This is a genomic window from Shewanella sp. 38A_GOM-205m (assembly GCF_000518445.1).
In the GTDB taxonomy this organism is placed as follows: domain Bacteria; phylum Pseudomonadota; class Gammaproteobacteria; order Enterobacterales; family Shewanellaceae; genus Shewanella; species Shewanella algae.
In genome coordinates this window covers 188,244-209,913 of the sequence record NZ_JADP01000001.1, presented here as the reverse complement: position 1 = coordinate 209,913, position 21,670 = coordinate 188,244, and the positions used below count along the sequence as shown (strand labels likewise).

At 55.6% G+C, this 21,670-nt stretch carries 15 protein-coding genes; 8 read left to right on the top strand and 7 right to left on the bottom strand.

Annotation, left to right across the window (positions count from 1 at the left end):
• Positions 1-94: 94 nt before the first annotated feature.
• Both N512_RS0100930 and N512_RS0100925 read left to right on the top strand, forming a co-directional pair.
• Positions 95-1,198, top strand: a complete 1,104-nt coding sequence (locus N512_RS0100930) for an efflux RND transporter periplasmic adaptor subunit (RefSeq protein ID WP_028779097.1) — start codon at positions 95-97, stop codon at positions 1,196-1,198.
• A complete protein-coding gene (locus tag N512_RS0100925) occupies positions 1,195-4,281 on the top strand; it encodes an efflux RND transporter permease subunit (protein ID WP_037473783.1) in 3,087 nt (1,028 codons plus the stop codon). Before N512_RS0100930 ends, N512_RS0100925 begins: the two co-directional genes overlap by 4 nt.
• 61 nt (positions 4,282-4,342) lie before the next feature.
• Here the strand turns inward: N512_RS0100925 and N512_RS0100920 are convergent, their stop codons facing one another.
• A complete protein-coding gene (locus tag N512_RS0100920; protein ID WP_028779095.1) occupies positions 4,343-7,060 on the bottom strand; it encodes a TonB-dependent receptor domain-containing protein in 2,718 nt (905 codons plus the stop codon).
• Positions 7,061-7,351: 291 nt separating this feature from the next.
• Here N512_RS0100920 and N512_RS0100915 point away from each other — a divergent pair, with 291 nt between their 5' ends.
• Entirely contained in the window at positions 7,352-9,358 is a 2,007-nt protein-coding gene (locus N512_RS0100915) for a methyl-accepting chemotaxis protein (RefSeq protein WP_028779094.1), read from the top strand.
• 49 nt (positions 9,359-9,407) lie between these two features.
• Here N512_RS0100915 and N512_RS0100910 read toward each other — a convergent pair whose 3' ends face one another.
• The 3 genes from N512_RS0100910 to N512_RS0100900 form a co-directional block, all read right to left on the bottom strand.
• A complete protein-coding gene (locus N512_RS0100910) occupies positions 9,408-9,821 on the bottom strand; it encodes a YbaY family lipoprotein (protein ID WP_028779093.1) in 414 nt (137 codons plus the stop codon).
• Between the two features lie 11 nt (positions 9,822-9,832).
• Complete coding sequence (tesB, locus tag N512_RS0100905) at positions 9,833-10,696, bottom strand: acyl-CoA thioesterase II (RefSeq protein ID WP_028779092.1); 864 nt, start codon at positions 10,694-10,696, stop codon at positions 9,833-9,835.
• Positions 10,697-10,766: 70 nt separating this feature from the next.
• Positions 10,767-11,651 carry an SDR family NAD(P)-dependent oxidoreductase gene (locus N512_RS0100900; protein ID WP_051472579.1) on the bottom strand — a complete coding sequence of 295 codons (885 nt, stop codon included), beginning with the start codon at positions 11,649-11,651 and terminating at the stop codon, positions 10,767-10,769.
• Between the two features lie 233 nt (positions 11,652-11,884).
• Here N512_RS0100900 and N512_RS0100895 point away from each other — a divergent pair, with 233 nt between their 5' ends.
• Positions 11,885-12,760: a 1,4-dihydroxy-2-naphthoate polyprenyltransferase gene (locus N512_RS0100895; RefSeq protein WP_025009392.1), complete on the top strand. Its 876-nt coding sequence runs from the start codon at positions 11,885-11,887 to the stop codon at positions 12,758-12,760.
• Between the two features lie 109 nt (positions 12,761-12,869).
• Here N512_RS0100895 and gndA read toward each other — a convergent pair whose 3' ends face one another.
• From gndA to N512_RS0100880, 3 genes are all read right to left on the bottom strand, one after another.
• Positions 12,870-14,408 (bottom strand): NADP-dependent phosphogluconate dehydrogenase, encoded by a 1,539-nt coding sequence (gndA, locus tag N512_RS0100890; protein WP_028779091.1) that lies wholly within the window; start codon positions 14,406-14,408, stop codon positions 12,870-12,872.
• Positions 14,409-14,565: 157 nt separating this feature from the next.
• Positions 14,566-14,880, bottom strand: coding sequence for a quaternary ammonium compound efflux SMR transporter SugE (gene sugE, locus N512_RS0100885; RefSeq protein WP_025889847.1), 315 nt, complete (start codon positions 14,878-14,880; stop codon positions 14,566-14,568).
• Between the two features lie 293 nt (positions 14,881-15,173).
• The gene (locus tag N512_RS0100880) at positions 15,174-17,090 is read right to left on the bottom strand and encodes a propionyl-CoA synthetase (RefSeq protein ID WP_028779090.1); all 1,917 of its coding nucleotides are present in this window, start codon (positions 17,088-17,090) and stop codon (positions 15,174-15,176) included.
• Between the two features lie 395 nt (positions 17,091-17,485).
• Between N512_RS0100880 and N512_RS0100875 the strand changes: the two genes are divergently transcribed.
• The 4 genes from N512_RS0100875 (at position 17,486) to N512_RS21905 (ending at position 21,665) form a co-directional block, all read left to right on the top strand.
• Entirely contained in the window at positions 17,486-17,893 is a 408-nt protein-coding gene (locus N512_RS0100875; protein ID WP_025009395.1) for a MerR family transcriptional regulator, read from the top strand.
• Between the two features lie 60 nt (positions 17,894-17,953).
• On the top strand, positions 17,954-19,123 hold the full coding sequence (locus N512_RS0100870; protein ID WP_025889846.1) for an isovaleryl-CoA dehydrogenase: 1,170 nt from the start codon (positions 17,954-17,956) through the stop codon (positions 19,121-19,123).
• 68 nt (positions 19,124-19,191) lie between these two features.
• The gene (locus N512_RS0100865; protein ID WP_028779089.1) at positions 19,192-20,799 is read left to right on the top strand and encodes a carboxyl transferase domain-containing protein; all 1,608 of its coding nucleotides are present in this window, start codon (positions 19,192-19,194) and stop codon (positions 20,797-20,799) included.
• Positions 20,800-20,810: 11 nt separating this feature from the next.
• On the top strand, positions 20,811-21,665 hold the full coding sequence (locus tag N512_RS21905) for an enoyl-CoA hydratase-related protein (protein WP_231473467.1): 855 nt from the start codon (positions 20,811-20,813) through the stop codon (positions 21,663-21,665).
• The last annotated feature ends 5 nt before the right edge of the window (positions 21,666-21,670 follow it).

Genomic DNA, 21,670 nt, shown 5'->3' with positions numbered 1-21,670 from the left:
TCAAAGCAGGGAGAGGACGTTGCAACAGACCATCAAGGACGCCGGAAAAACCAAGGTACCCCGGCCTGAAACCAAATACGTCAGCCACAGGAGCCTGGGCAGCGGTGCACTGGTTGTCACCCTCACTTTGTTATTATCCCTATCCGCCTGCCAACCACAGCCATCTGAGCACAGTGAAACCAAACCCCCAGTGGTCAACAGTGCCAATCTTGTGTTAAAGCCAGGTTACACCAAACTGCAGCAATTCAGTGGCAGCATACGAGCCGGCAATACCACAGGCATAGGTTTCGAACTCGCAGGCAAGTTGCAAAAACTCCTGGTCGATACAGGTGACAGAGTTAAACCAGGACAATTGTTGGCACAGTTGGATACCAGCTTGCTGGAAGCAGAGCAGACCGAATTACAGGCGGCACTGGATCAGAATCAGGCCGATATCTCGCTGGCCCGGGCAACGTTGAAACGCTCACTGGAGCTCAGTGCCAAGCAATATCTTTCCGAGCAGCAACTCGACGAGCTCAAAGGCAAGCTGGCCAGCCTGGAAGCCGGGCACGCCAGGCTGGAAGCCTCACTAAAGGCCAATGAGCTTAAGCGGCAGAAATCGCTTCTCATCGCCCCCTTTGCCGGTGTGATAGCCGCAAGAGAGCATAATCTCGGCGAAGTCATCGCCCTGGGCAGCCCGGTCTTTACCCTGGTGCAGAGCGACAATCTGCAGGCACTGATAGGTGTGCCGCTGAATATTGCCGAGCAGTTGCAACCGGGAGCCATTCTCAGTCTCAGAGTCGCCGAACACTACTATCAGGCCCAACTGCAAGGGATCAGCGGCCAAATCAATCCGGTCACCCGCACAGTGCAGCTCAGGTTCAGCATCACCCCCACATCGGAAACGACACCTATCAATGGCGAACTGGCTTATTTGCAATACCGCCGTGAAGTTCCCCGTGAAGGTTACTGGGTTCCGGTATCGGCGCTCACCGACGGTATTCGCGGTCTGTGGAATCTGTACGTGCTCAAGCAAGATGTCGAAGGGTTTAAACTGCAGCGCCGCGATGTGGAAATTCTCTATACCGAGGGCGACAACGCCTTTATTACCGGTGCCATCAGCCCGGGAGAGCAGTTTGTCACCACAGGCCTGCATAAACTGGTTGCCGGGCAAAGAGTCTCACCGGGAGCGGCATTGACCGCAAGAGGTGGACAATGAACGCTGTTATCAAGGCTTTTGTCGAGAATGGCCGCCTCGCCAGCCTGTTGATAGCCCTATTGCTGGTTGCCGGGCTCGGCGCCATTTCCAGCCTGCCACGCACCGAAGACCCCCATATCACCAACCGCTTTGCCTCTGTGATCACCAGCTATCCGGGCGCTTCCGCCGAGCGGGTCGAGGCACTGGTGACTGAAGTACTGGAAAATGAGCTTAGGCGACTTGAGGAACTCAAGCTTATCCAGTCCACCTCAAGACCCGGGGTCTCGGTGATTCAACTCGAGCTCAAAGATAACGTCATAGAAACCGAGCCGGTCTGGTCGAGAGCCAGAGATCTGCTGGCCGACAGCAGCGGCCGCCTGCCACAGAGTGTCAATCCGCCGGTACTGGACGATCAACTGGGTTACGCCTACACCGCCATCATAGGCCTGGGATGGAACGGCGGCGGAGAAGCGCGCCCCGACATTCTCAGCCGTTACGCCAAAGAGTTGCAAAGCAAACTGCGGCTCTTGAGCGGTACAGACTTTGTCAAACTCTATGGCGCGCCGACGGAGGAAATTCTGGTCACGCTGGATGGCGAGCGTATCAATCGTCTCGGACTGACACCGGGAGCCGTTGCCGGAATTCTCAATCAGGCCGATACCAAGGTGTCGGCCGGTGAAATCAACAACCAGAGCTTCCGGGCGTTGGTGGAAGTTTCCGGTGAACTGGACTCGCTGGAGCGTATCCGCCAGGTGCCGCTGAAGACCGACAGTTTCGGGCAACTGATCCGCCTTGGCGATATCGCCGTTATCAGCCGCCAGCCCAAGGATCCGCCGGATAATCTGGCGCGGCTGGACGGTGAGCCCGGCATCATGGTGGCCGCCCGCATGCTCAACAATACTCGGGTGGATATCTGGAGTGAACAAGTCCGCCAGGTTGCGGCCGAGCTGGAACAAGACTTCCCTGCCAATATCCGCATGCAATGGCTGTTTGAGCAAGAGGGGTATACCAATGAGCGTCTGCAGGAGTTGCTCGTCAACCTGCTGCAGGGGTTTGTGCTCATTCTCCTGGTGCTGCTGGTGACTGTCGGCATGCGCAATGCGCTTATCGTCGCCTTGTCACTGCCACTGACGGCACTATTTACCCTGGCCTGCATGAAGTTTACCGGCCTGCCCATTCATCAGATGTCAGTCACCGGCTTGGTGGTGGCACTGGGGATCATGGTGGATAACGCCATTGTGATTGTCGATGCCATTGCCCAGCGCCGCCGCGAGGGCATGAGTAAGCTGCAGGCGGTCAACACCACCATCAGGCACCTGTGGCTGCCGCTTGCCGGCTCCACCATCACCACCATGCTGGCATTCGCGCCGATAGTGCTGATGCCTGGCGCCGCCGGCGAGTTTGTCAGTGGTATCGCTATTTCAGTGATCTTTGCCCTGCTCGGCTCCTACCTCATCTCCCACACCCTGATAGCCGGTCTCGCCGGGCGTTTCAGCCGCGCCAAGGACGACAATCGCTGGTATCACCACGGGGTAAACCTGCCAAGGTTGGCCAGAGCCTATAGTCAGACTCTGCAACTGGCGCTCAACTACCCGAAAACTGCTGCGCTGCTGATCGGTATCTTGCCACTGACAGGCTTTGTGGCCTCCGGGCAGATGACAGAGCAGTTTTTCCCGCCATCGGACAGAAACATGTTCCAGCTGGAGCTCTATCTTTCGCCCCATGCCAGCCTGGCGAGGACAGAGCAGAGAGTCAAACAACTCGATAGAGAGCTGCGCAGCACTGACGGCATAGAAAGCGTCAATTGGGTCATAGGCGGGAACGTGCCATCCTTTTACTACAACCTGACTCAAAAACAGCAGGGCGCCAGCCAATACGCCCAGGCGATGATAACAACCCGCGACTTTCGCACCGCCAATCGCTTAATCCCCGAGTTGCAACAGCAACTGGATAGAGACTATCCGGATGCGCAGATCCTGGTGCGTAAACTGGAACAGGGCCCGCCCTTCAACGCCCCGGTGGAGCTGAGACTCTATGGCCCCAACCTCGACCGCCTGGCCGAGCTTGGAGATGAGGTGCGGCGACTACTGGCCGAGACCCGGGATGTGATCCACACCCGGGCGACCCTGAGCCCGGGGGCGCCCAAGGTGTGGCTGCAGCTCGATGAAGATGCCAGCCTGATGGCCGGCCTGAGTTTGAGTGAGATCGCCTCACAGATCCAGATGTCCACCACAGGCATCACAGGTGGCAGTTTGCTGGAGCAAACTGAATCGCTGCCGGTGAGAGTCAAGCTCGGCGCCGGTGTCGGCGAACAGCAATCCAAACTGTCGCAAATAAGCTTGCTGGCGCCCAATAGTGAGTCGATTCCGCTTTCGGCCGTGAGTCAAAGCCATGTCAATGCCAGCCGCGGCGCTATTCCTCACTACAACGGCCAGCGGGTTAATATACTCGAAGCCTATATCGCCTCAGGAGTGTTGCCGCAAAAAGTACTGGAGCGAGTCAAACCCAAACTGGCCGAGCTTAAACTGCCCGCCTCCTACCGAATAGAGATAGGCGGTGAGAGTGCCAAACGTGATGAAGCCGTGGGTAATCTGCTCTCCAATATCGTCTTGGTGATCGCCGCATTGCTGACAGTGCTGGTACTCTCTTTCAACTCCTTCAGGCTGACGGGAATCATTCTGCTCAGCGCCCTGCAATCGGCGGGGCTCGGGCTGCTGGCGGTCTGGGCTCTGGGTTATCCCTTTGGCTTTACCGTGATAATAGGTCTGCTGGGCTTGATGGGCCTGGCTATCAATGCCGCCATAGTGATCCTGGCCGAACTCGAGTCCGAGCCTATGGCACGTGCCGGCGACACCGACGTCATTCTCGCCGGGGTGATGAGTTGCAGTCGTCATATAGGTTCAACCACCATCACTACAGTAGGTGGCTTTCTGCCACTTATTCTGGGTGGCGGCGGTTTTTGGCCCCCCTTTGCCATAGCCATTGCCGGAGGCACGGCACTGACCACCCTTTTGTCTTTGGTTTGGGTACCTGTGGTCTACTCTCTATGGCTGAAACCTCGGCCCGAATGCTCCCGCGATTTGGCGATGGCGAACCAATATTGATCAAAAAAGGCACACCCAAACGGGTGTGCCTGAAGATCCAACGAGGATCAAGGGAGCGGCGTTAAAACGCCTGACGGAAGCCGGCCCAGTAGGTTCGACCGCGGATATCGTACAGGTTGGAGTTATAGCTGCCGTCGTAGGCCAGCACTGGGTCCTCATCGGTGAGGTTGGTTACCCCCAGCGACAAGCTGTTGTTCCAGGGTAAGGTATAGGTGTAACTGAGGTTGTGATACCAGATACTGTCGAGTTCATAGAGCTTGCTGTCATCAATAGTTTGCCCGACCGCCGGATCCCAACTGTCATCAAGAACATCCCAGCTGGTTTGACTACCGATAAAATTACTGAAATAGCTGACGGCATGGTCGCCATAGTTCCAGTCCAGTGTCAGATTCAATCTATCCTCCGGGGTGCCCTCTCGCCCGGCGACATCATCCCCCAGCACCTGTTCTCCGGCGCTGGCATAGGTATAGGTATACTTGAAGTAGTGTGACCAGCCGAGGCCCAGCTTCCAGTCACCAAATTCTGTTTCCAGGGTGCCACTGAAGCTGAGATCCAGCCCCTCACGCTCACTGCGGCCGAGATTGAGTTTCTGACTCTGCACATAATCGATACGGCCATTACCCAAACGAGAAATCGCAGTGCCAGGATAGATATCGCTGACATCGGGTTTGGGCTGCCCTTGGGCATCTGCCGCCTGCCAGAGTCTTGCCTGGGTGCGGACGATTTCACTGGCCGACAACTCTTCGATCATATTGGTGATCTCCAGCGACCAATAATCTACCGAGACATTGAAATTGTCATTGATATCCCATACCAGCCCCAGGTTGTAGGATTCAGACTCTTCGGCTTCGAGCTCCAGATTGCCGCCGGTCAGGGTCGGTGCATTGTCGGTGCGGCTGCAAGAGTCGATATCTTCCTGATTATCGTAACAACTCAGGTAGTTGGTAATATCGCCATAGCTTTCGCTGGTGCCCTGATAGAGATCCGACAGAGTCGGCGCTCTGAATCCTGTGCCCCAGGATGCCCTCAACATCAAGGACTCCAACGGCCGATAACGCAGCGACAACTGGGGGTTGAAGGTGCCGCCGAAATCCGAGTAGTCATCGTAGCGCCCGGCCAGATTCAACTCCAGCGAGTCAAACAGTGGCAGCATAAACTCGAAGTAGGTAGCCCAAACTTCACGCTCGCCCTCGCCGCCACTGCCACCGTTGCCGCCGGTTATCATGCCGGCCTCGGCCAAGGCATCCACCTTGGAATCCAGTGATTCTTCACGATAGGAAGCGCCGATATACAAGGCACTGAAGCCACCGGGCAACTCAAACAAATCCATGGAAGCGCCGCCATTGATATCCAGATAGGTGGCCGTCATGCGCTTATCATAGTTGGCGGTAGCGCCCCCGGGCATGGGGGAATTCGGGTCTCTGGGGTCCCAGCCGACAAAGTTGTTGCTGTTTGTGTCCCAATGGCCGATAAGATCTGAGCTGGCGCCCTTGAGTTGATAGCCAGTCCCCCAAGTGAAGTTGCTGTATTTATTGTAGTTGAATGCAAGATCCCAACTGATAAAGTCGGCAGTGCCGTTGAGCGCCAGCAGATAGTCAAAGATGTTGTCATGATGCTCGGCGACCCTGTCACCCGCGGTATCGAAGCGAAAGTTCATTCCGGCAGAAGGGTCGGCCATCAGCTCAACCAACTCGAGCCCCTCGGCCGTGGTATAGGCGGGTAAACCATTGGGAATGCTGATCCAGGCCGGGACCGGCGCCGAAATATCCCGGGTCTCATTGGCGGCCCAATAGGCTCTGGCAGTCAGTTGCAGCGAATCACTCAGCTCATAGGTATAGTGCAACAGGGTATTGTTGCGGCTCTGATCCACTGTAGTGGCTGCGGCCTTGGTATAGTCATAGGCGCACAGGGTATCGCCGGGATAATCGCTGTCGTTCAGCACACCGACAAACTTATCACCATAAACATCGGCGCAGTCTCTGTCACTGTTGGCAAAGGGAGCCGAATAAACCCAGTTTCCTGCCGCCCCTTGGGTCAGCACCCTGCCGGTGGGCGAAATATTGACCCAATCCTGATAGTCGGATGCATCGCCCCCCGGTACCACAAAGGGTTGGGTAAACCAGCGCTGCGACTGCATGATAGGTTTCTGCTCATAGTGTTCAAAGGTGAACACCAGGTGGCCCTTATCGGAATTGAGTCCACCGGTGAACGACAGATTGGAGGAATCACCGCCTTCATTGCTGGGCCTGTCCATACGACCGTCGAGCTGGATACCCTCGAAGTCCTTTTTGAGAATAATATTGACCACACCGGCAATGGCGTCTGTACCGTAAATCGCCGAGGCGCCGTCTGTCAGTATCTCAATCCGCTCGACCGCCGCCATCGGAATAGTATTGATGTTGGCGGCGCCGCCATCCAGCACAGGGGACTTGGCCATACGTTTGCCATCCAGCAGCGTCAACGTATTGAAGGCCGAAGCCCCTTTGAGTTGTACCGTAGCCTGGGAACCCCAACCATTGTTGGAACCACCGCCCCAGGAACCGAAGGCGTTGAGGTTGGAGGAACGCAAGGCATCGCCGACCGTGGCAAACCCGGACTTGGCCAGCTCATCGGCGGTAATAGTGGTGATCGGGGTCGCGCCTTCCATATCGACACGCTTAATCCTCGACCCTGTGACTTCAATCCGTTCCACCTGTTCTGCCGCGCTCTGTTCGGCCCAAGCCGATGCCGAAGCCCCCAACAGGCAGGAAATGGCGATAGCCAATGGCTGCATTCTCATACTCGTTCTCCCTTCCTCTAATATTAATCAATCAGTTAGCTCTATTTATCTTTCTACTCCCTGGCTTGCCCCACTTTTGTTTTAACCCGTAGCGGTAACAAAACCGCAACTTTTATATCACATATTTTATTTTGTATACAATATAAAGGGTTAAAAACTTGCCCAAACTGTACTGCTGTAATCAAGCTTCCTCTAAAATAAAGGGGCGAGCCCATAGTTAGATTCAGGTCAAAACTTGTTTAACGTGAATGAGATAAAGTTCAACAAACCGGTCATACAGGAATAACGATAATGAATTACCGCAACTGGCCTATCGCCAAACAGATCGGCACACTGGCTTTTGTGCTGACGATTTTGGTGTTTGGCATCCTGAGTAGCATCTCCTACCTGACAGCCTCATCGACCTTGAAAGAGAAAGCGATAACCGCCATGGAGCAACAGATCCATGGGGTCGATGATCTGCTGGCATTGCAATACGAGAGCCTGTTGTCCCTGGCCCGTCGCAATGCCGATGTATTCAGGGCCATGTATCCAGGCCAATTCCATAAACCGGAAAACAAAACTGTCAGAGTCCTGGGGATAGATACCCCGGCATTGATGCATGAAAAGGAACAGCTCAACTCCTCCCGCAGTAAAGTCGACAGATATGCCAACCTCACAGGCGGGAATGCCACTGTGTTCGTTCGTGACGGCGATGACTTTCTACGTATTGCCACCTCACTGAAAAAGGCCGATGGCAGCCGCGCTCTGGGGACTTATTTGGGAACAAAACACCCGGGCTATCAAAAACTTATTCAGGGCCAAGTCTATGAGGGTTATGCCAAGTTGTTCGGCCGCGACTATATGACGGTTTACCGTCCGGTCAAGGATGCTCAAGGGTCAGTGATAGGTATTCTCTATATAGGCTTCGACATCAGTGACTCTCTGGTGCAGTTGCAGCAGTCGGTCAAACAGCTGCGCCTGGAAGAAAGCGGCAACTACCTGCTGCTGCGCCGCGCCGACAAAGTGGTGGTGGCTCATCCCAGCCTGGTTCAGGGACAAACCGTGACAGAGGCAGAGCTCGATGGCTTGCCACTCGATGAGCTGATGAACAGTGAAGGGGTCAAGAGCTATCACAACAGCAAAGGCGTGGAGATGATTGCCTACAGCGCTACCATTCCCGGCTGGAACTGGGAGCTTATCGGTCAGGTCAAAGCCGCCGAGTTGAATGAGGAAAGCCAGACTCTTTTACTGATCAACGCCCTGGTTGCCGTGATTGGTATTCTGGTGATCACCGCCCTGCTCTCTGTCGTGCTGGTACGCACTGTCAGACCACTGCAAACCTTGCAGCGCCACATGGAAAACCTGGGCAAAGGCGACTTCAGCCAAGCACTGCCAAAACTCGACAGCCGCAGCGAAAACGAAGTGGTACGGATAAGCAACAGCGTCACCGAAATGACCCAGGGACTGAAACAGCTGATCCAGGCATTGCAGGGCTCAGTACAAACTCTGGAATACCAGGCCGAACAGGCCCAGGAAGTTGCCCGTCTCAACGGCGATGAAGCCCAAGCTCTAATGGCTCAAACCGATCAAATAGCGACCGCCATTGAGGAGATGTCCACTTCGATACGCGATGTGGCCAACCACGCCGGTGAAAGCGCCAACCAGAGCCAACAGGTAGACGAAGCCTCCCGCGCCGGACACCAGCAACTGACCCAGGTGGTGCAAGGGCTGGAAACCCTCAGCAGACAGTTGAGCGAGAGCCATACCGCCGTCGAAGGGGTAGCCAAAGAGAGTGAAGCCATCAACACCATCACTGAAGTTATCAATGGCATCGCCGAGCAAACCAACCTGCTGGCACTGAACGCCGCCATCGAAGCCGCCCGCGCCGGCGAACAAGGGCGCGGTTTTGCAGTAGTGGCCGATGAAGTGCGCACTCTGGCAAGCCGCACTCAGGCATCGATTTCGGAAATCGGCCAGACCATCACCTCACTGCAGGCCAAGGTCAAGGACACGGCTACACGCATGGATCAGAGTCATCAGTTGGGTAATCGCTCCGCCGAGCAGGGAGAGGAAGCCAACAATCAGTTGACCGCCATTGCCCAGCGAATTGCCGATCTGGCGGTATCTGTCAGCAGTATTGCCAGTGCCACAGAGCAGCAAAGCGCGGTGGCCGATGAAGTCACCCGTAATCTGCACCAGATAACAGATCTGGCCCGCGAAGGCGATATCCGCGCCACAGAAACCGTCAACTCCGCCAGAGAGTTGACCGAGCTGGCCGCCGCCTTGAAGAAACAGATAAGTATTTTCAGAGTGTAACAAGTAAAAAGGCGCCCAAGTGGCGCCTTTTCATATCCTGCTGCAACGCTTAACGCTGATCCAATTGCGGTAAAGGCACCGCCTTCATCAGCACTTCGGTGGTAAATTTGTCATTGTTGATCACAGGGTATCTGTCATAGGTCTGGAATATCACTCGCCCCTGATACTGGATCATGGCCACCACACCATAGTTGACATTGGACTCAACGGTTTCCGCCGGCAAAATGAATTTGAACGGCACCGGTGCCCTGGCAATATCAAAGCTCTTTTGTGCCACGATTACCCCGGGGGTATCCAAATCTATGATGGCAATTGTGATACTCGAACCTTGAGGCAAGGCCACTCTTTCCAGGTAGCCCGCCGCCCCGTTGACGATAACCGGTGCCTTGGGGTCAACCGTAACACAGGCAGCGAGAAAGACTATCCCGGCGGCAACGACCAGCCCTTTTACATATTTAATCATCTTTCATTCCCTTATTTGGCAGTCATACGTATCAGGCCTTCCTGAGTGGCCGAAGCCACCAGTTCTCCCTGTTGGTTGAAGAACTGCCCTCTCACATAACCCCGGCCACCACTGGCATTGGGGCTCTCTATGGCATACAGCAACCACTCGCCCATATTGACCGGACGATGGAACCAGAGTGAATGATCTATGGTGGCCATCCGCATCCCTGGGGTCAGAAATGACACCCCATGAGGCTGAGCTGCCGTCACCAAAAAGTTGAAATCCGAAGCGTACGCCAGCAGGTAATCGTGCATTTCATGCTCAGGCGGCAAGGCGCCATTGGCCCGCAGCCAAACATGGCGTACAGGTTCAGTCGCCGCAGGTGCCACAGGGTTGAGCGGATTGACCAGGCGCATCTCTATGGGGGCATCGGCCATGAACTTCTCCAGCATTCTGGCGGGCACCTTGTCCCTCATGGTCATCGCCAATTCCTGCTGATTGAGTATCCCTTCAGGGCCGGGAACCTCCGGCATTTCTGCCTGGTGGCTGAAACCCTCCTCCGGCTCCTGGAAGGAACAGGTCATGTAGAAAATCGGCCGCCCTTTCTGAATCGCCTTCACCTGACAGGCGCTGAAACTACCGCCGTCACGCATGTTTTCGACTTCGTAGACTATCGGCAACTTTTCATCGCCTGCCCGTAAAAAATAGGAATGCAGTGAATGCACCTGGCGCTCTTGCGGCACAGTGCGACGGGCAGCGCTGAGGGCCTGGCCCATGACCTGACCGCCAAACACATGACCAAAACCCAGATCCTGGCTCTGGCCCCGATAAAGTCCAATTTCTATCTGTTCAAGCGCGAGCAGTGACAAGAGATCATCTAAAACCTGGCTCATAAAATTCTGTTAACTGGCTGACATATACCGCAAAGATTAACCCAGAACCGCCCTTCGTGACCAGAAGCCTTTATTCTATCTCTATATCATGCTCGGCAGCGGCCTGCCTGGCCCATTTGACGATTTGTGCCTCTCCGCTGTCGCTGAATCCCAATGGAGTGGCCACACTCAGCTCCGGCCATGCTCTGGCCAAAAGCTCAGGCGTACAGGCGCCGGCATGGAAATAGCCCGGCTCGGTTTCAGCCATTCTCACTCGGCTGATACTGCCGGCCGCCGCCAAAAGATGCTGGCCATTAGGCGCCTGCTCACTGAGCAGAAACAACCCGGCCGCCAAAGGTGCATTCACCCCAAACAGGGGTTGCACCGGCAGTGCCAAATGTTTTTCCGTCATGGGAGTGGTGACCATGGGGCAGAGGCTGTTCACGCGGATATTGTGAATACTGCCTTCACGACTGAGACTATTGGTTAATCCAAGCAAAGCCATCTTGGCACTGGCCCAGGCACTTTCGAACAGATCGCCGAAAACACCGCTGACACCGCCGAGCAGCAGGATCCGGCCATACTCCTGTGCCTTCATTCGTGACCAGAGGCCGTGACAAAGGAAGAAACTGCCATCGAGATCCACCTGCAACTGCCGTCGCCACTGTTTGGCAGTCAACTTTTCAAATGAGCAGGGATGGTGGATCCCGGCGCAGGCCACCAGCAGCTCTATGGTGCCAAAGTGGTCGCAGGCTTCCTGCAACACCTTGGCGACCCGCTGTTCGTCGGCAACATCACATTGCCAGGCTTTGGCATCGGCCCCCAAAGCAGAAAGCGCATTCAAGGTATCTTTACAGCTGTCGATATCCAGCAGCGCCAGGCTGGCGCCCCTTTGTGCCAATCCTATGGCAAAAGCCCGCCCCAAGCCCGAGGCGGCACCGCTGATAAGGGCTGTCCTGCCCCCAAACCCCATCATATTAACCTCTGCATTAGCATTAAGCCCATGAAATACCGGGTATTCTTTAACAATAAGAACACATAAAACCCAAGGGTAATTTGATTATGGCTGCATTTTTTTAATCCGCACGGGTACAAATGTGCGCTGACTCAAACTCTGTTAAATGCATTTATCCGATTGTGCTAACTTTCAAGTGGAAAATTGGTATCCTTAGCTTGTTTTTCCGTCTTTAACTCTGAAGAAAGGACAAGATGAACCCCTGGATTTTAGCCTCACGGCCGCGCACCTTGCCTGCGGCGATAGGACCCTTGCTGATAGGCAACATACTGGCTCTGCAACTGGAGAGCTTCAGTTGGGCCATTGCAGTGGCGTCCATGGTCTGTGCCCTGTTGCTGCAGATTGCAGTTAATCTGGCCAATGACTACTTTGATTTTAAAAACGGTATAGATACCGAGGAGCGACTGGGGCCGATAAGGGTCACCCAGAGTGGCTTGCTCGATCCGCAGAAAGTACGCAACGCGATGATTTTTTGCCTCTTGCTGGCATTGGTAGTGGGGTCTTTCCTCATTTGGCACGGAGGCTGGCCGATTGCCATCCTGGCGGCGGCTTCCATTATGGGTGCCCTGGGTTACAGCGGCGGCCCATACCCGCTGGCCTCACACGGCCTTGGCGAAGTGGCGGCCTTTATCTTCTTTGGCTTGGTAGCCGTTGTCGGCAGTTACTACCTGCAGGCCGGTGATACCAGCACCGCAGCCTGGATTTTGGGTAGCGCTGTGGGCCTACTCAATGCCGCCATCTGCCTGGTTAACAACACTCGCGATATCTATACCGACGAGAAAGCCGGCAAGCGCACTTTGGCGGTACGCATAGGTGAGGCCCAGTCCAAGGTGCTGTACCAGGCGTTGGTTTACTTACCCTTCGGCCTGATTATCGCAGGTTTCCTACTGGGCTTGCTGCCTGGGCTGCCTGTGCTGCTGACAGGCCTCGCACTGCTGATGGCCCGCAGGCTGTCCAGCGATTTCACGCAAGTATCGGGCGCGGCGCTGAATCCCCTGCTGGGACGTACAGCCAAACTGACCATGATGTTCAGTGCCCTGTTCAGCTTAGGCTTGGTATTTACCATTTAACCCAGGGAAGCAATAACAAAGGGATAGTAATAACAAAGGCTTCCACTGCCATGCAGTTGGAAGCCTTTTTGTTGTTCGGCGATTATGTTCTGCCCGACTCGGCTTTCCCTCAATCCAGCTTAATCAGCGGCCGCTTGGGGTCACTCCAATCCAGGTGATAACGCTCGTTGGCAGCTTGGTCTATGCGCTCAAAACTATGCGCTCCGAAAAAGTCCCGTTGCCCCTGCAACAGATTGGCCGGCAGCGTCTCACTGCGATAACTGTCGTAGTAAGAAAGCGCCGATGAGATGCAAGGCACAGGCACACCTGCAAGCACCGCCTTGGCAACCGTTTGCCGCCATGCCTGCTGGCGCGCCGAAAGCGTTGAAGCAAAGCCATCGGCCAACAGCAAATTGGCTAATTCCGGCTCACTGTCGTAGGCTGCGGCTATGGATTGCAGGAATCTGGCGCGAATAATACAGCCGGCGCGCCAGATCCTGGCGATGGCGGCAAAATCCAGCCGCCATCCCTGCTCCTGAGCCTGCATCGCCATCAACTGGAACCCTTGGGCATAACAGCTCACCTTGGCGCAATAGAGTGCACTCTCCAGGCCATCAATAAAGCTTTGTTGCTCCTCCGAGGCCGCCGATTGAGTGTCTCGCGCTTCGGGACCGGCCAACTTGCTGGCCAAACTCTGGCGCAGAACCTTTTGAGTGCTGATGGCGCGGGCATAAACCGCTTCTGCGATAGTGGGCGCCGGGCAACCTATCTGCAGGCTGCTGACAGCCGTCCACAGGCCTGTGCCCTTCTGCCCCGCCTTATCGAGGATCATCTCAACCAGAGGCTTGCCGCTCAATGGGTCCTGTTGCCGCAAGACCTCGGCGCTGATTTCCATCAGATAACTGGAGAGCACACCTGTATTCCAGCGCTCGAATACCTGGGCAATGGCGTAGGCATCAAGGCCCAGCACTTGGCTTAGCAAATGATAAGCCTCGCAAATCAACTGCATGTCGGCATATTCAATGCCGTTGTGCACCATCTTCACATAGTGACCGCTACCGGCCGGGCCAATGTAAGCCGTGCAGGGCTCCCCTTGGGTAACCGGGTTGCCGGGCTCGAATCTCTCCAGCGGCAATCCGGTGTCACCATCCACCTTGGCAGCTATCGCCCGCCAAATGGGAGCAACCCGCTCCCAGGCCTTGATATCACCGCTTGGCATCAGCGAGGGCCCGAATCTGGCCCCCACCTCACCGCCGGATACGGCTGAGCTGAAGAAGATAAACTGATCGCGATAGCGCTGCTCCCGCGCTATGGTGTCTGTCCACAGGCTATTGCCCGTGTCTATGACTATATCCTCGTGCTCAATTCCGGCATCGAGCAGGGATTGGCATACGGCATCGACTGCCGTACCGGCCGGGATGGACAACAGCAGGATGCGCGGTGTTGCTAAATTTGCCATCAAATCAGTAAGATTATTACAGCCAAACAGCAATTGTTCCCTCTCGGTCACTTCCACCTTGGCCTGGTTTTCGGCAGCTGTCACTTTGCGACTGTCCAGATCGAACGCCGCGACCCGATAGCCGTTATCTATGATATTGAGAGCGAGATTCTTGCCCATAACACCCAGGCCTATGACCCCGATGTCAGAAAGATGCTTGTGGGTTTGCATTGTTATTAATTCCACGGGTAGCAGAGGAGCCGGCCATTTTGTGAGCACACAGCCGGCCTTGAGTGGATTAATTATACTGATTAACGAAAGTTAATTACCAGTCACCCTTGGCGATAACCTTGTTTGAAAAACACGATTAACAGGCAAACCTCCGGGTTCAGCTGGCCAGTTTCAGCCCCAAAACACCGATAAAAATCAACAGCAAACTGCCGATTTTCATCAGGCTGGCGCTCTCGCCGAATAGCCAGATACCCACCAATGCCGTGCCCATGGCACCTATGCCAACCCAAACACCGTAAGCCGTGCCTATGGGCAATGACTTGGTCGCCAGCCCAAGCAAACCGACACTGATGGCCATGGCGCCCAAGGTCAACAGACTCGGAGTTAACTTGGTAAAGCCCTGGGTATATTTAAGGCCTATGGCCCAACCGATTTCGAACAAACCTGCGAGGATTAAGAGTATCCAGTTCATGGAACCTTCCCTTTTTAAAAAGGGGTCGTCCCCGGTAATAGATAAGGCGCTTGCAGGGTCGTCCCTGCGGCCGGAATGATAAGGCTACATAGTGTAGCTTAAGTTACAAGCCTGAATGTAAAACTTGGATGCAACTACTTTGTATGTAACTACTTGTTGTTGCCCCGAACGGAGCAGCGGCATCTTAGCAAAGGCCGACTAAAAGGGCAAAGTGTAAAAGGCGCGCCTTTGCAACATGAAAAACAGCTAAAAAAACGCCTGCCGACGGCAGGCGCAAAAGGAGAAAGTCAGCCTCAGGCGTGCTCTTTCACCAGAGAATCGGCATAGCCCATGCGGGTCAGTGCGGTGCGTACCAGATCCAGAGTAGCGGGATCCTCTATGGTTGCCGGCGCCTTGAACTCCTGGTTGTCGGCAATTTTACGCATGGTGCCACGCAGTATCTTGCCTGAGCGGGTCTTGGGCAACTTGGGCACGGCGCTCACCAAACGGAATGCCGCCACCGGGCCTATTTCCTGGCGCACCAGAGCCACCAGCTCCTTGTGTAGCTGCTCTTCGCTCAGGGTATTGCCCATCTTGAGCACCACCAACCCCAGCGGCACCTGACCCTTGAGCTTATCTTCCACACCGATAACCGCTGCTTCAGCCACTGCCGGATGCTGACATAGCACCTCTTCAAAACGTCCGGTCGATAATCTGTGACCGGCCACATTAATGATGTCATCGATGCGACTCATGATGTAAAGATAGCCCTCTTCATCCATATAGCCGGCATCTCCTGTGAGATAGTAACCGGGATACATGGCCAGATAGCTGTCATGGTAGCGCTTATCGTTTTGCCACAGCGTGGTCAGGGTTCCGGGCGGCAGAGGCAGCTTGATCACCACATTGCCCGACTGCCCGGGAGCCACCTGCTCCCCCATTTCGTCCAATACTTCCACCTGATAACCGGGCACGGCTCTGGCCGGTGACCCGGCTTTGACCTGAATAGGGGCTACCCCCATCAAGTTGGCGGCAATCGCCCATCCTGTTTCGGTTTGCCACCAGTGATCTATCACTGGCTTGGCCAACTTCTCCGCCGCCCAGTTGAGAGTATCCGGGTCACAACGCTCGCCGGCCAGAAACACGTTTTTCAGGCAAGAGAGATCGCTTTGAGCCACATAGCTTGCCTCAGGGTCCTCACGCTTGATGGCGCGAATCGCAGTCGGTGCGGTAAAGAAACTCTTGACCTTGTACTTGGCTATGGTGCGCCAGAAAGTGCCGGGATCCGGGGTGCCCACAGGTTTACCTTCAAACAGCAAGGTGGTGGCGCCTACCAGCAGCGGTGCGTAGACAATATAGGAGTGACCCACCACCCACCCCACATCCGAGGCGGCCCAGAAGACATCGCCTGCGTCTATGTCGTAAATAGCCTTCATCGACCAGGCCAGTGCCACGGCGTGGCCGCCATTGTCGCGCACCACACCTTTTGGCTGCCCTGTGGTACCGGAGGTGTAGAGAATGTACAGGGGATGAGTGGCTTCGACCGCCACACAATCTGCCGGGCTCGCCTGACAGATGGCATTCTGCCAGTCATGATCCCGCCCGGGCTGCAACTCGGCCTGATACTGACTGCGGCCGAGAATAAGGCAGTTTTCCACCTTGTGCTCGGACAGTTCCAGCGCCTTGTCCAGCAAAGGCTTATAAGGCACAACGCCTGAGGGTTCTATACCGCAGGAGGCAGACAACACCAGTCTGGGTTTGGCATCGTTGATCCGGGTTGCCAGCTCATTGGCGGCAAAGCCGCCGAACACCACTGAATGTATGGCGCCTATGCGGGCACAGGCCAGCATGGCAAACACGGTTTCCGGCACCATGGGCATATAGATAACGACTCTATCGCCCTTATTGATACCGACAGATTGCATCCAGCCCGCCAGGCGGCTCACCTGCTGCTGCAATTCGTTATAGCTGATGCCGTACTCGGTATCGGTTACCGGGCTGACATATTGAATGGCGGTCTGTTCGCCGCGCCCTGCGGCCACATGCCTATCCACCGCGTTGTAGCAAGTGTTGAGCATGCCACCGCTAAACCAGCGGTAAAATGGCGCCTCACTCTCATCCAGCACCTGCTCCCAGGGCTGTTGCCAATCTATGGCACGGGCACACTCGCCCCAAAACTGTGTCTTGTCCTCGAGTGACGCCTTATACAGGGCTAAACCCGGATCTATCATTATCTGTCCTCCCAAAGGACGCCGTTCTGCGACGGCACTGCGTTCCCTTCCTTCCTGGGACAATTAATAGTCTTTTTTGGCCCTGTCCCCAATTAGACGTTAGCCTAAAACCCTGCTCGAACTGCGCCTTTTGGTTTCAGGGCATTTTGCTGTTCACCCGCTCCGGCCTTCAAAATGATTGGAATGCAAACATAGGCATAGCGAAGGGCAGCATGTATCGCTATCCGCTGCTGTGAGATAAATGAACAGCCAACTGAAACGAGTGTTTCAATACGGGCAAAGGCCGATGGCAGCGGGGATTGACACCTCACAGTTCGCAAAATGCCACAACAAACTTTACCTTTACGTAAACTTCATATATCTTGCCAAACAAGTTCCATTTTATGGTGTTATCGATGAGCGCAAACCACAATCCACAAACCACTTACTCCATCAGTGATCTGTCAAAAGAATTTGATATCACCACCCGCAGCATCCGCTTCTATGAAGATCAGGGGCTGCTCAAACCCAGGCGTCGTGGTCAGACTCGTATCTACAGTCTCAAGGACAGAGTCAGACTGAAACTGATCCTGCGCGGCAAGCGTCTGGGCTTTTCCCTGGCGGAAACCCGCCGACTGTTTGAACTCTACGATGCCGACAAGAGCAGCCATGCACAGCTCAATACCATGTTGGCCCTGATCGAAGAGAAAAAAACCTCACTGCAACAGCAGATGGACGATATCAAGGTGGTGTTGATGGAACTCAATTCTGCCGAACTTCAGTGCCGTCAGGCGCTGGATGACATGGAGCAGGAAAAAGCCTGAGCCATTGACCAAACACCATAATAATAAAATAAAAATATTAACTTACAGGACATCAAGCCAATGAACTCTCTCTACTCAAGCCTCAACTTTGGACTCGGTGAAGAAATCGATATGCTGCGGGATGCAGTCAACGGTTTCGCCGCCAATGAAATCGCCCCCATTGCCGCCAAGGTGGATCAGGACAACGCCTTCCCCAACGAGCTTTGGCCTCAGTTCGGCGACATGGGGCTGCTTGGGATAACAGTCCCCGAAGAGTTCGGCGGTGCCAACATGGGTTATCTGGCGCACGTCGTCGCCATGGAAGAGATCTCCCGCGCTTCGGCGTCCATAGGTTTGTCCTACGGCGCCCACTCCAACCTGTGCGTCAACCAGATCAACCGCAACGGCAATCAGGCCCAGAAGGAAAAATACCTGCCCAAACTGGTCAGCGGCGAGCATATAGGCGCACTGGCGATGAGTGAACCCAACGCAGGTTCAGACGTAGTTTCCATGAAGCTGCATGCCCGCAAGGAAGGCGACCGTTACATTCTCAACGGCAATAAAATGTGGATCACCAATGGCCCGGATGCCCACACCTATGTGATTTACGCCAAAACCGACTTGGACAAGGGTCCGCACGGGATTACCGCCTTTATCGTCGAGCGCGGCTTCAAAGGCTTCTCCCAGGCGCAGAAGCTCGACAAGCTGGGAATGCGCGGCTCCAACACCTGTGAACTGGTATTCGAAGACTGCGAAGTCCCGGAAGAAAATATTCTCGGCGGCCTCAACCAGGGTGTAAAGGTACTGATGAGCGGCCTCGACTACGAGCGGGTGGTGCTCAGCGGCGGCCCCCTTGGGATAATGACCGCCTGCATGGACATAGTGATGCCCTATATGCACGAGCGGGTGCAGTTCGGCAAATCCATCGGCGAATTCCAACTGGTGCAGGGCAAACTGGCCGACATGTATACAGGCATGAATGCCGCCAAATCCTATATCTATAACGTCGCCAAGTCCTGCGATCGCGGCGAAACCACACGTAAAGATGCCGCCGGTGCCATTCTCTACAGCGCCGAGCTCGCCACCAAGATGGCACTGGACGCCATTCAGTTGCTGGGCGGCAACGGCTATATCAACGAATACGCTACAGGTCGCCTGCTGCGCGATGCCAAGCTCTATGAAATCGGCGCCGGCACTTCGGAAATCCGCCGCATGCTCATCGGCCGCGAGCTGTTCAACGAAACCAAGTAATGGCGAATGCCGGGGCCGTTCAAGCGGTCCTTCACGCTCCCCCATTCAGTCGAAAAGGATGACAAGCCGTGCCTCAAATCAGCAGTAGAATCAACGCCCGCAGCGATGAATTCAGGGAAAAACAAGCCGCCATGTCCCACCTGGTGGCCGATGTCCAACAAAAGCTCAACAAGATAGTCGAAGGCGGTGGCCCTGTGGCCATGGAGCGCCATCTGTCCCGCGGTAAACTGGCGCCGCGCACCCGGGTAGAGAAACTTCTGGATCCCGGCTCGCCATTTCTGGAACTGAGCCAGTTTGCCGCCTTCGAAGTCTATGACGAAGAAGTGCCCGCCGCCGGCATCATAGCCGGGATCGGCCGGGTCAGCGGAGTCGAGTGCATGATTATCGCCAACGACGCCACGGTCAAAGGCGGCACTTACTACCCGTTGACGGTGAAAAAACACCTGCGGGCTCAGGAGATAGCCGATCGCTGTCACCTGCCCTGCATCTATCTGGTGGACTCGGGCGGTGCCAACCTGCCGCGCCAGGATGAAGTGTTTCCGGACAGGGATCACTTCGGCCGTATCTTCTTCAACCAAGCCCGCATGTCCTCCAAAGGGATCCCGCAAATCGCCGTGGTCATGGGCCTGTGCACCGCAGGTGGCGCCTATGTGCCGGCGATGGCCGATGAATCGATTATTGTCCGTGAACAGGGCACCATCTTTTTGGCCGGCCCGCCGCTGGTGAAAGCCGCCACAGGTGAAGAGGTCAGTGCCGAAGAGCTCGGCGGCGCCGAGGTACACACCAAGATAAGCGGTGTGGCCGATCATCTGGCGCAAAACGACGACCACGCGCTGGAGCTGGCCCGCAATGCCGTCTCCCGCCTCAATCACCAAAAGCAGATTGCCCAGACACTGAGCCAGGTAAAGCCGCCCAAGTACGATATTCATGAGCTCTACGGCATAGTCGGCACCGACTTGAAAAAGCCCTTCGATGTCAAAGAAGTGATTGCCCGCATCGTCGATGACTCAGACTTCGACGAGTTCAAGGCCGGTTATGGTGCCACTCTGGTATGCGGTTTTGCCCGTATTCATGGCTACCCGGTTGGCATAGTGGCCAACAACGGCATTCTGTTTTCCGAGTCGGCGCAAAAAGGCGCTCACTTCATCGAGCTGTGCTGCCAGCGCAAGATCCCGCTGCTGTTTTTGCAAAACATTACCGGCTTTATGGTCGGCAAGAAATATGAGCATGAAGGCATAGCTAAACACGGCGCCAAGATGGTGACCGCAGTATCCTGCGCCACTGTGCCCAAGTTTACCGTGATCATCGGCGGCTCCTACGGCGCCGGTAACTACGGTATGTGCGGCCGCGCCTTTGAACCCACCATGATGTGGATGTGGCCCAACGCCCGCATCTCAGTAATGGGAGGCGAACAGGCCGCCGGAGTGCTGGCCACAGTGCGTAAAGACGGCCTGGCCCGCAAGGGGCAGACCATGAGCGCCGAGGAAGAAGCCGCCTTCAAGGCCCCGGTGATAGCCCAGTACGATAAAGAGGGTCACCCCTACCATGCCAGCGCCCGTTTGTGGGACGATGGCATTATCGACCCGGCCCAGACCCGTGATGTGGTTGGCCTGGCATTGTCGGCGGCGCTGAATGCGCCCATAGAGGACACACGTTTCGGCGTGTTCCGCATGTAATGGAGGCCGGTATGGATTATCAATATCTGACAGTAACCACCGACTCCCGCGGCGTTTCATCCCTGGTGATGAATCGCCCGCAGCTGGCCAACGCCTTCGATGAGGTGATGATTGCCGAGCTCATTGATGCGCTGGAGTCCCTGGCCCGGGATCCTGCCTGCCGGGTGCTGCTGCTGAAAGCCAACGGCAAACATTTCAGCGCCGGCGCCGACCTGAACTGGATGCGCAAACAGGCGGCGATGGACTTTGATGACAACCTCAAAGACGCCGCCGAGCTGGCCCGGTTGATGGCCGCTCTGGATCAATTCCCCAAACCGTCATTGGCACTGGTGCAAGGCGCGGCCTTTGGCGGGGCGCTGGGGCTGGTGTGTTGCTGCGATATCGCCATAGCGACGCCCAAGGCCAGCTTTTGCCTGTCCGAGGTGAAGCTTGGCCTGATCCCGGCGGTTATCAGCCCCTATGTGCGCCGCGCCATGGGCGAGCGTCAGGCGAGACGCTATATGTTGACCGCAGAGCGTTTCGATGCCGAAGCCGCCAAGACTTTACAACTGGTGCATCAGGTAGCAGACGATCTCGAGGCCGCCGCGGCGCCCCTTATCGAGTCGCTGCTGGGCAACAGTCCGCAGGCGCTCAACTGGTGCAAACAGCTGATAAGCGATATCCGCCACGGACTGATAGATGAACAGACGCTGGCGCTCACCGGCGAGGCCATCGCCCGAATCCGGGTGTCTGCTGAAGGCCAGGAAGGGCTGAACGCCTTTTTCGAAAAACGCCCGCCGAACTGGCAAGGCACAAGTAACAATCCGGGCAGCAACTCCAGTTGCAATCCAGGCAATAGCTCGAACCCGCCAGAGCGCCGTGACTAAGGAAG

Bases quoted from the DNA above. Each gene is read 5' to 3' on its own strand.
- N512_RS0100925 (WP_037473783.1), top strand. From the start codon at position 1,195: ATGAACGCTGTTATCAAGGCTTTTGTCGAGAATGGCCGCCTCGCCAGC.
- N512_RS0100920 (WP_028779095.1), bottom strand. From the start codon at position 7,060: ATGAGAATGCAGCCATTGGCTATCGCCATTTCCTGCCTGTTGGGGGCT.
- N512_RS0100915 (WP_028779094.1), top strand. From the start codon at position 7,352: ATGAATTACCGCAACTGGCCTATCGCCAAACAGATCGGCACACTGGCT.
- N512_RS0100910 (WP_028779093.1), bottom strand. From the start codon at position 9,821: ATGATTAAATATGTAAAAGGGCTGGTCGTTGCCGCCGGGATAGTCTTT.
- tesB (WP_028779092.1), bottom strand. From the start codon at position 10,696: ATGAGCCAGGTTTTAGATGATCTCTTGTCACTGCTCGCGCTTGAACAG.
- N512_RS0100900 (WP_051472579.1), bottom strand. From the start codon at position 11,651: ATGATGGGGTTTGGGGGCAGGACAGCCCTTATCAGCGGTGCCGCCTCG.
- N512_RS0100895 (WP_025009392.1), top strand. From the start codon at position 11,885: ATGAACCCCTGGATTTTAGCCTCACGGCCGCGCACCTTGCCTGCGGCG.
- gndA (WP_028779091.1), bottom strand. From the start codon at position 14,408: ATGCAAACCCACAAGCATCTTTCTGACATCGGGGTCATAGGCCTGGGT.
- sugE (WP_025889847.1), bottom strand. From the start codon at position 14,880: ATGAACTGGATACTCTTAATCCTCGCAGGTTTGTTCGAAATCGGTTGG.
- N512_RS0100880 (WP_028779090.1), bottom strand. From the start codon at position 17,090: ATGATAGATCCGGGTTTAGCCCTGTATAAGGCGTCACTCGAGGACAAG.
- N512_RS0100875 (WP_025009395.1), top strand. From the start codon at position 17,486: ATGAGCGCAAACCACAATCCACAAACCACTTACTCCATCAGTGATCTG.
- N512_RS0100870 (WP_025889846.1), top strand. From the start codon at position 17,954: ATGAACTCTCTCTACTCAAGCCTCAACTTTGGACTCGGTGAAGAAATC.
- N512_RS21905 (WP_231473467.1), top strand. From the start codon at position 20,811: ATGGATTATCAATATCTGACAGTAACCACCGACTCCCGCGGCGTTTCA.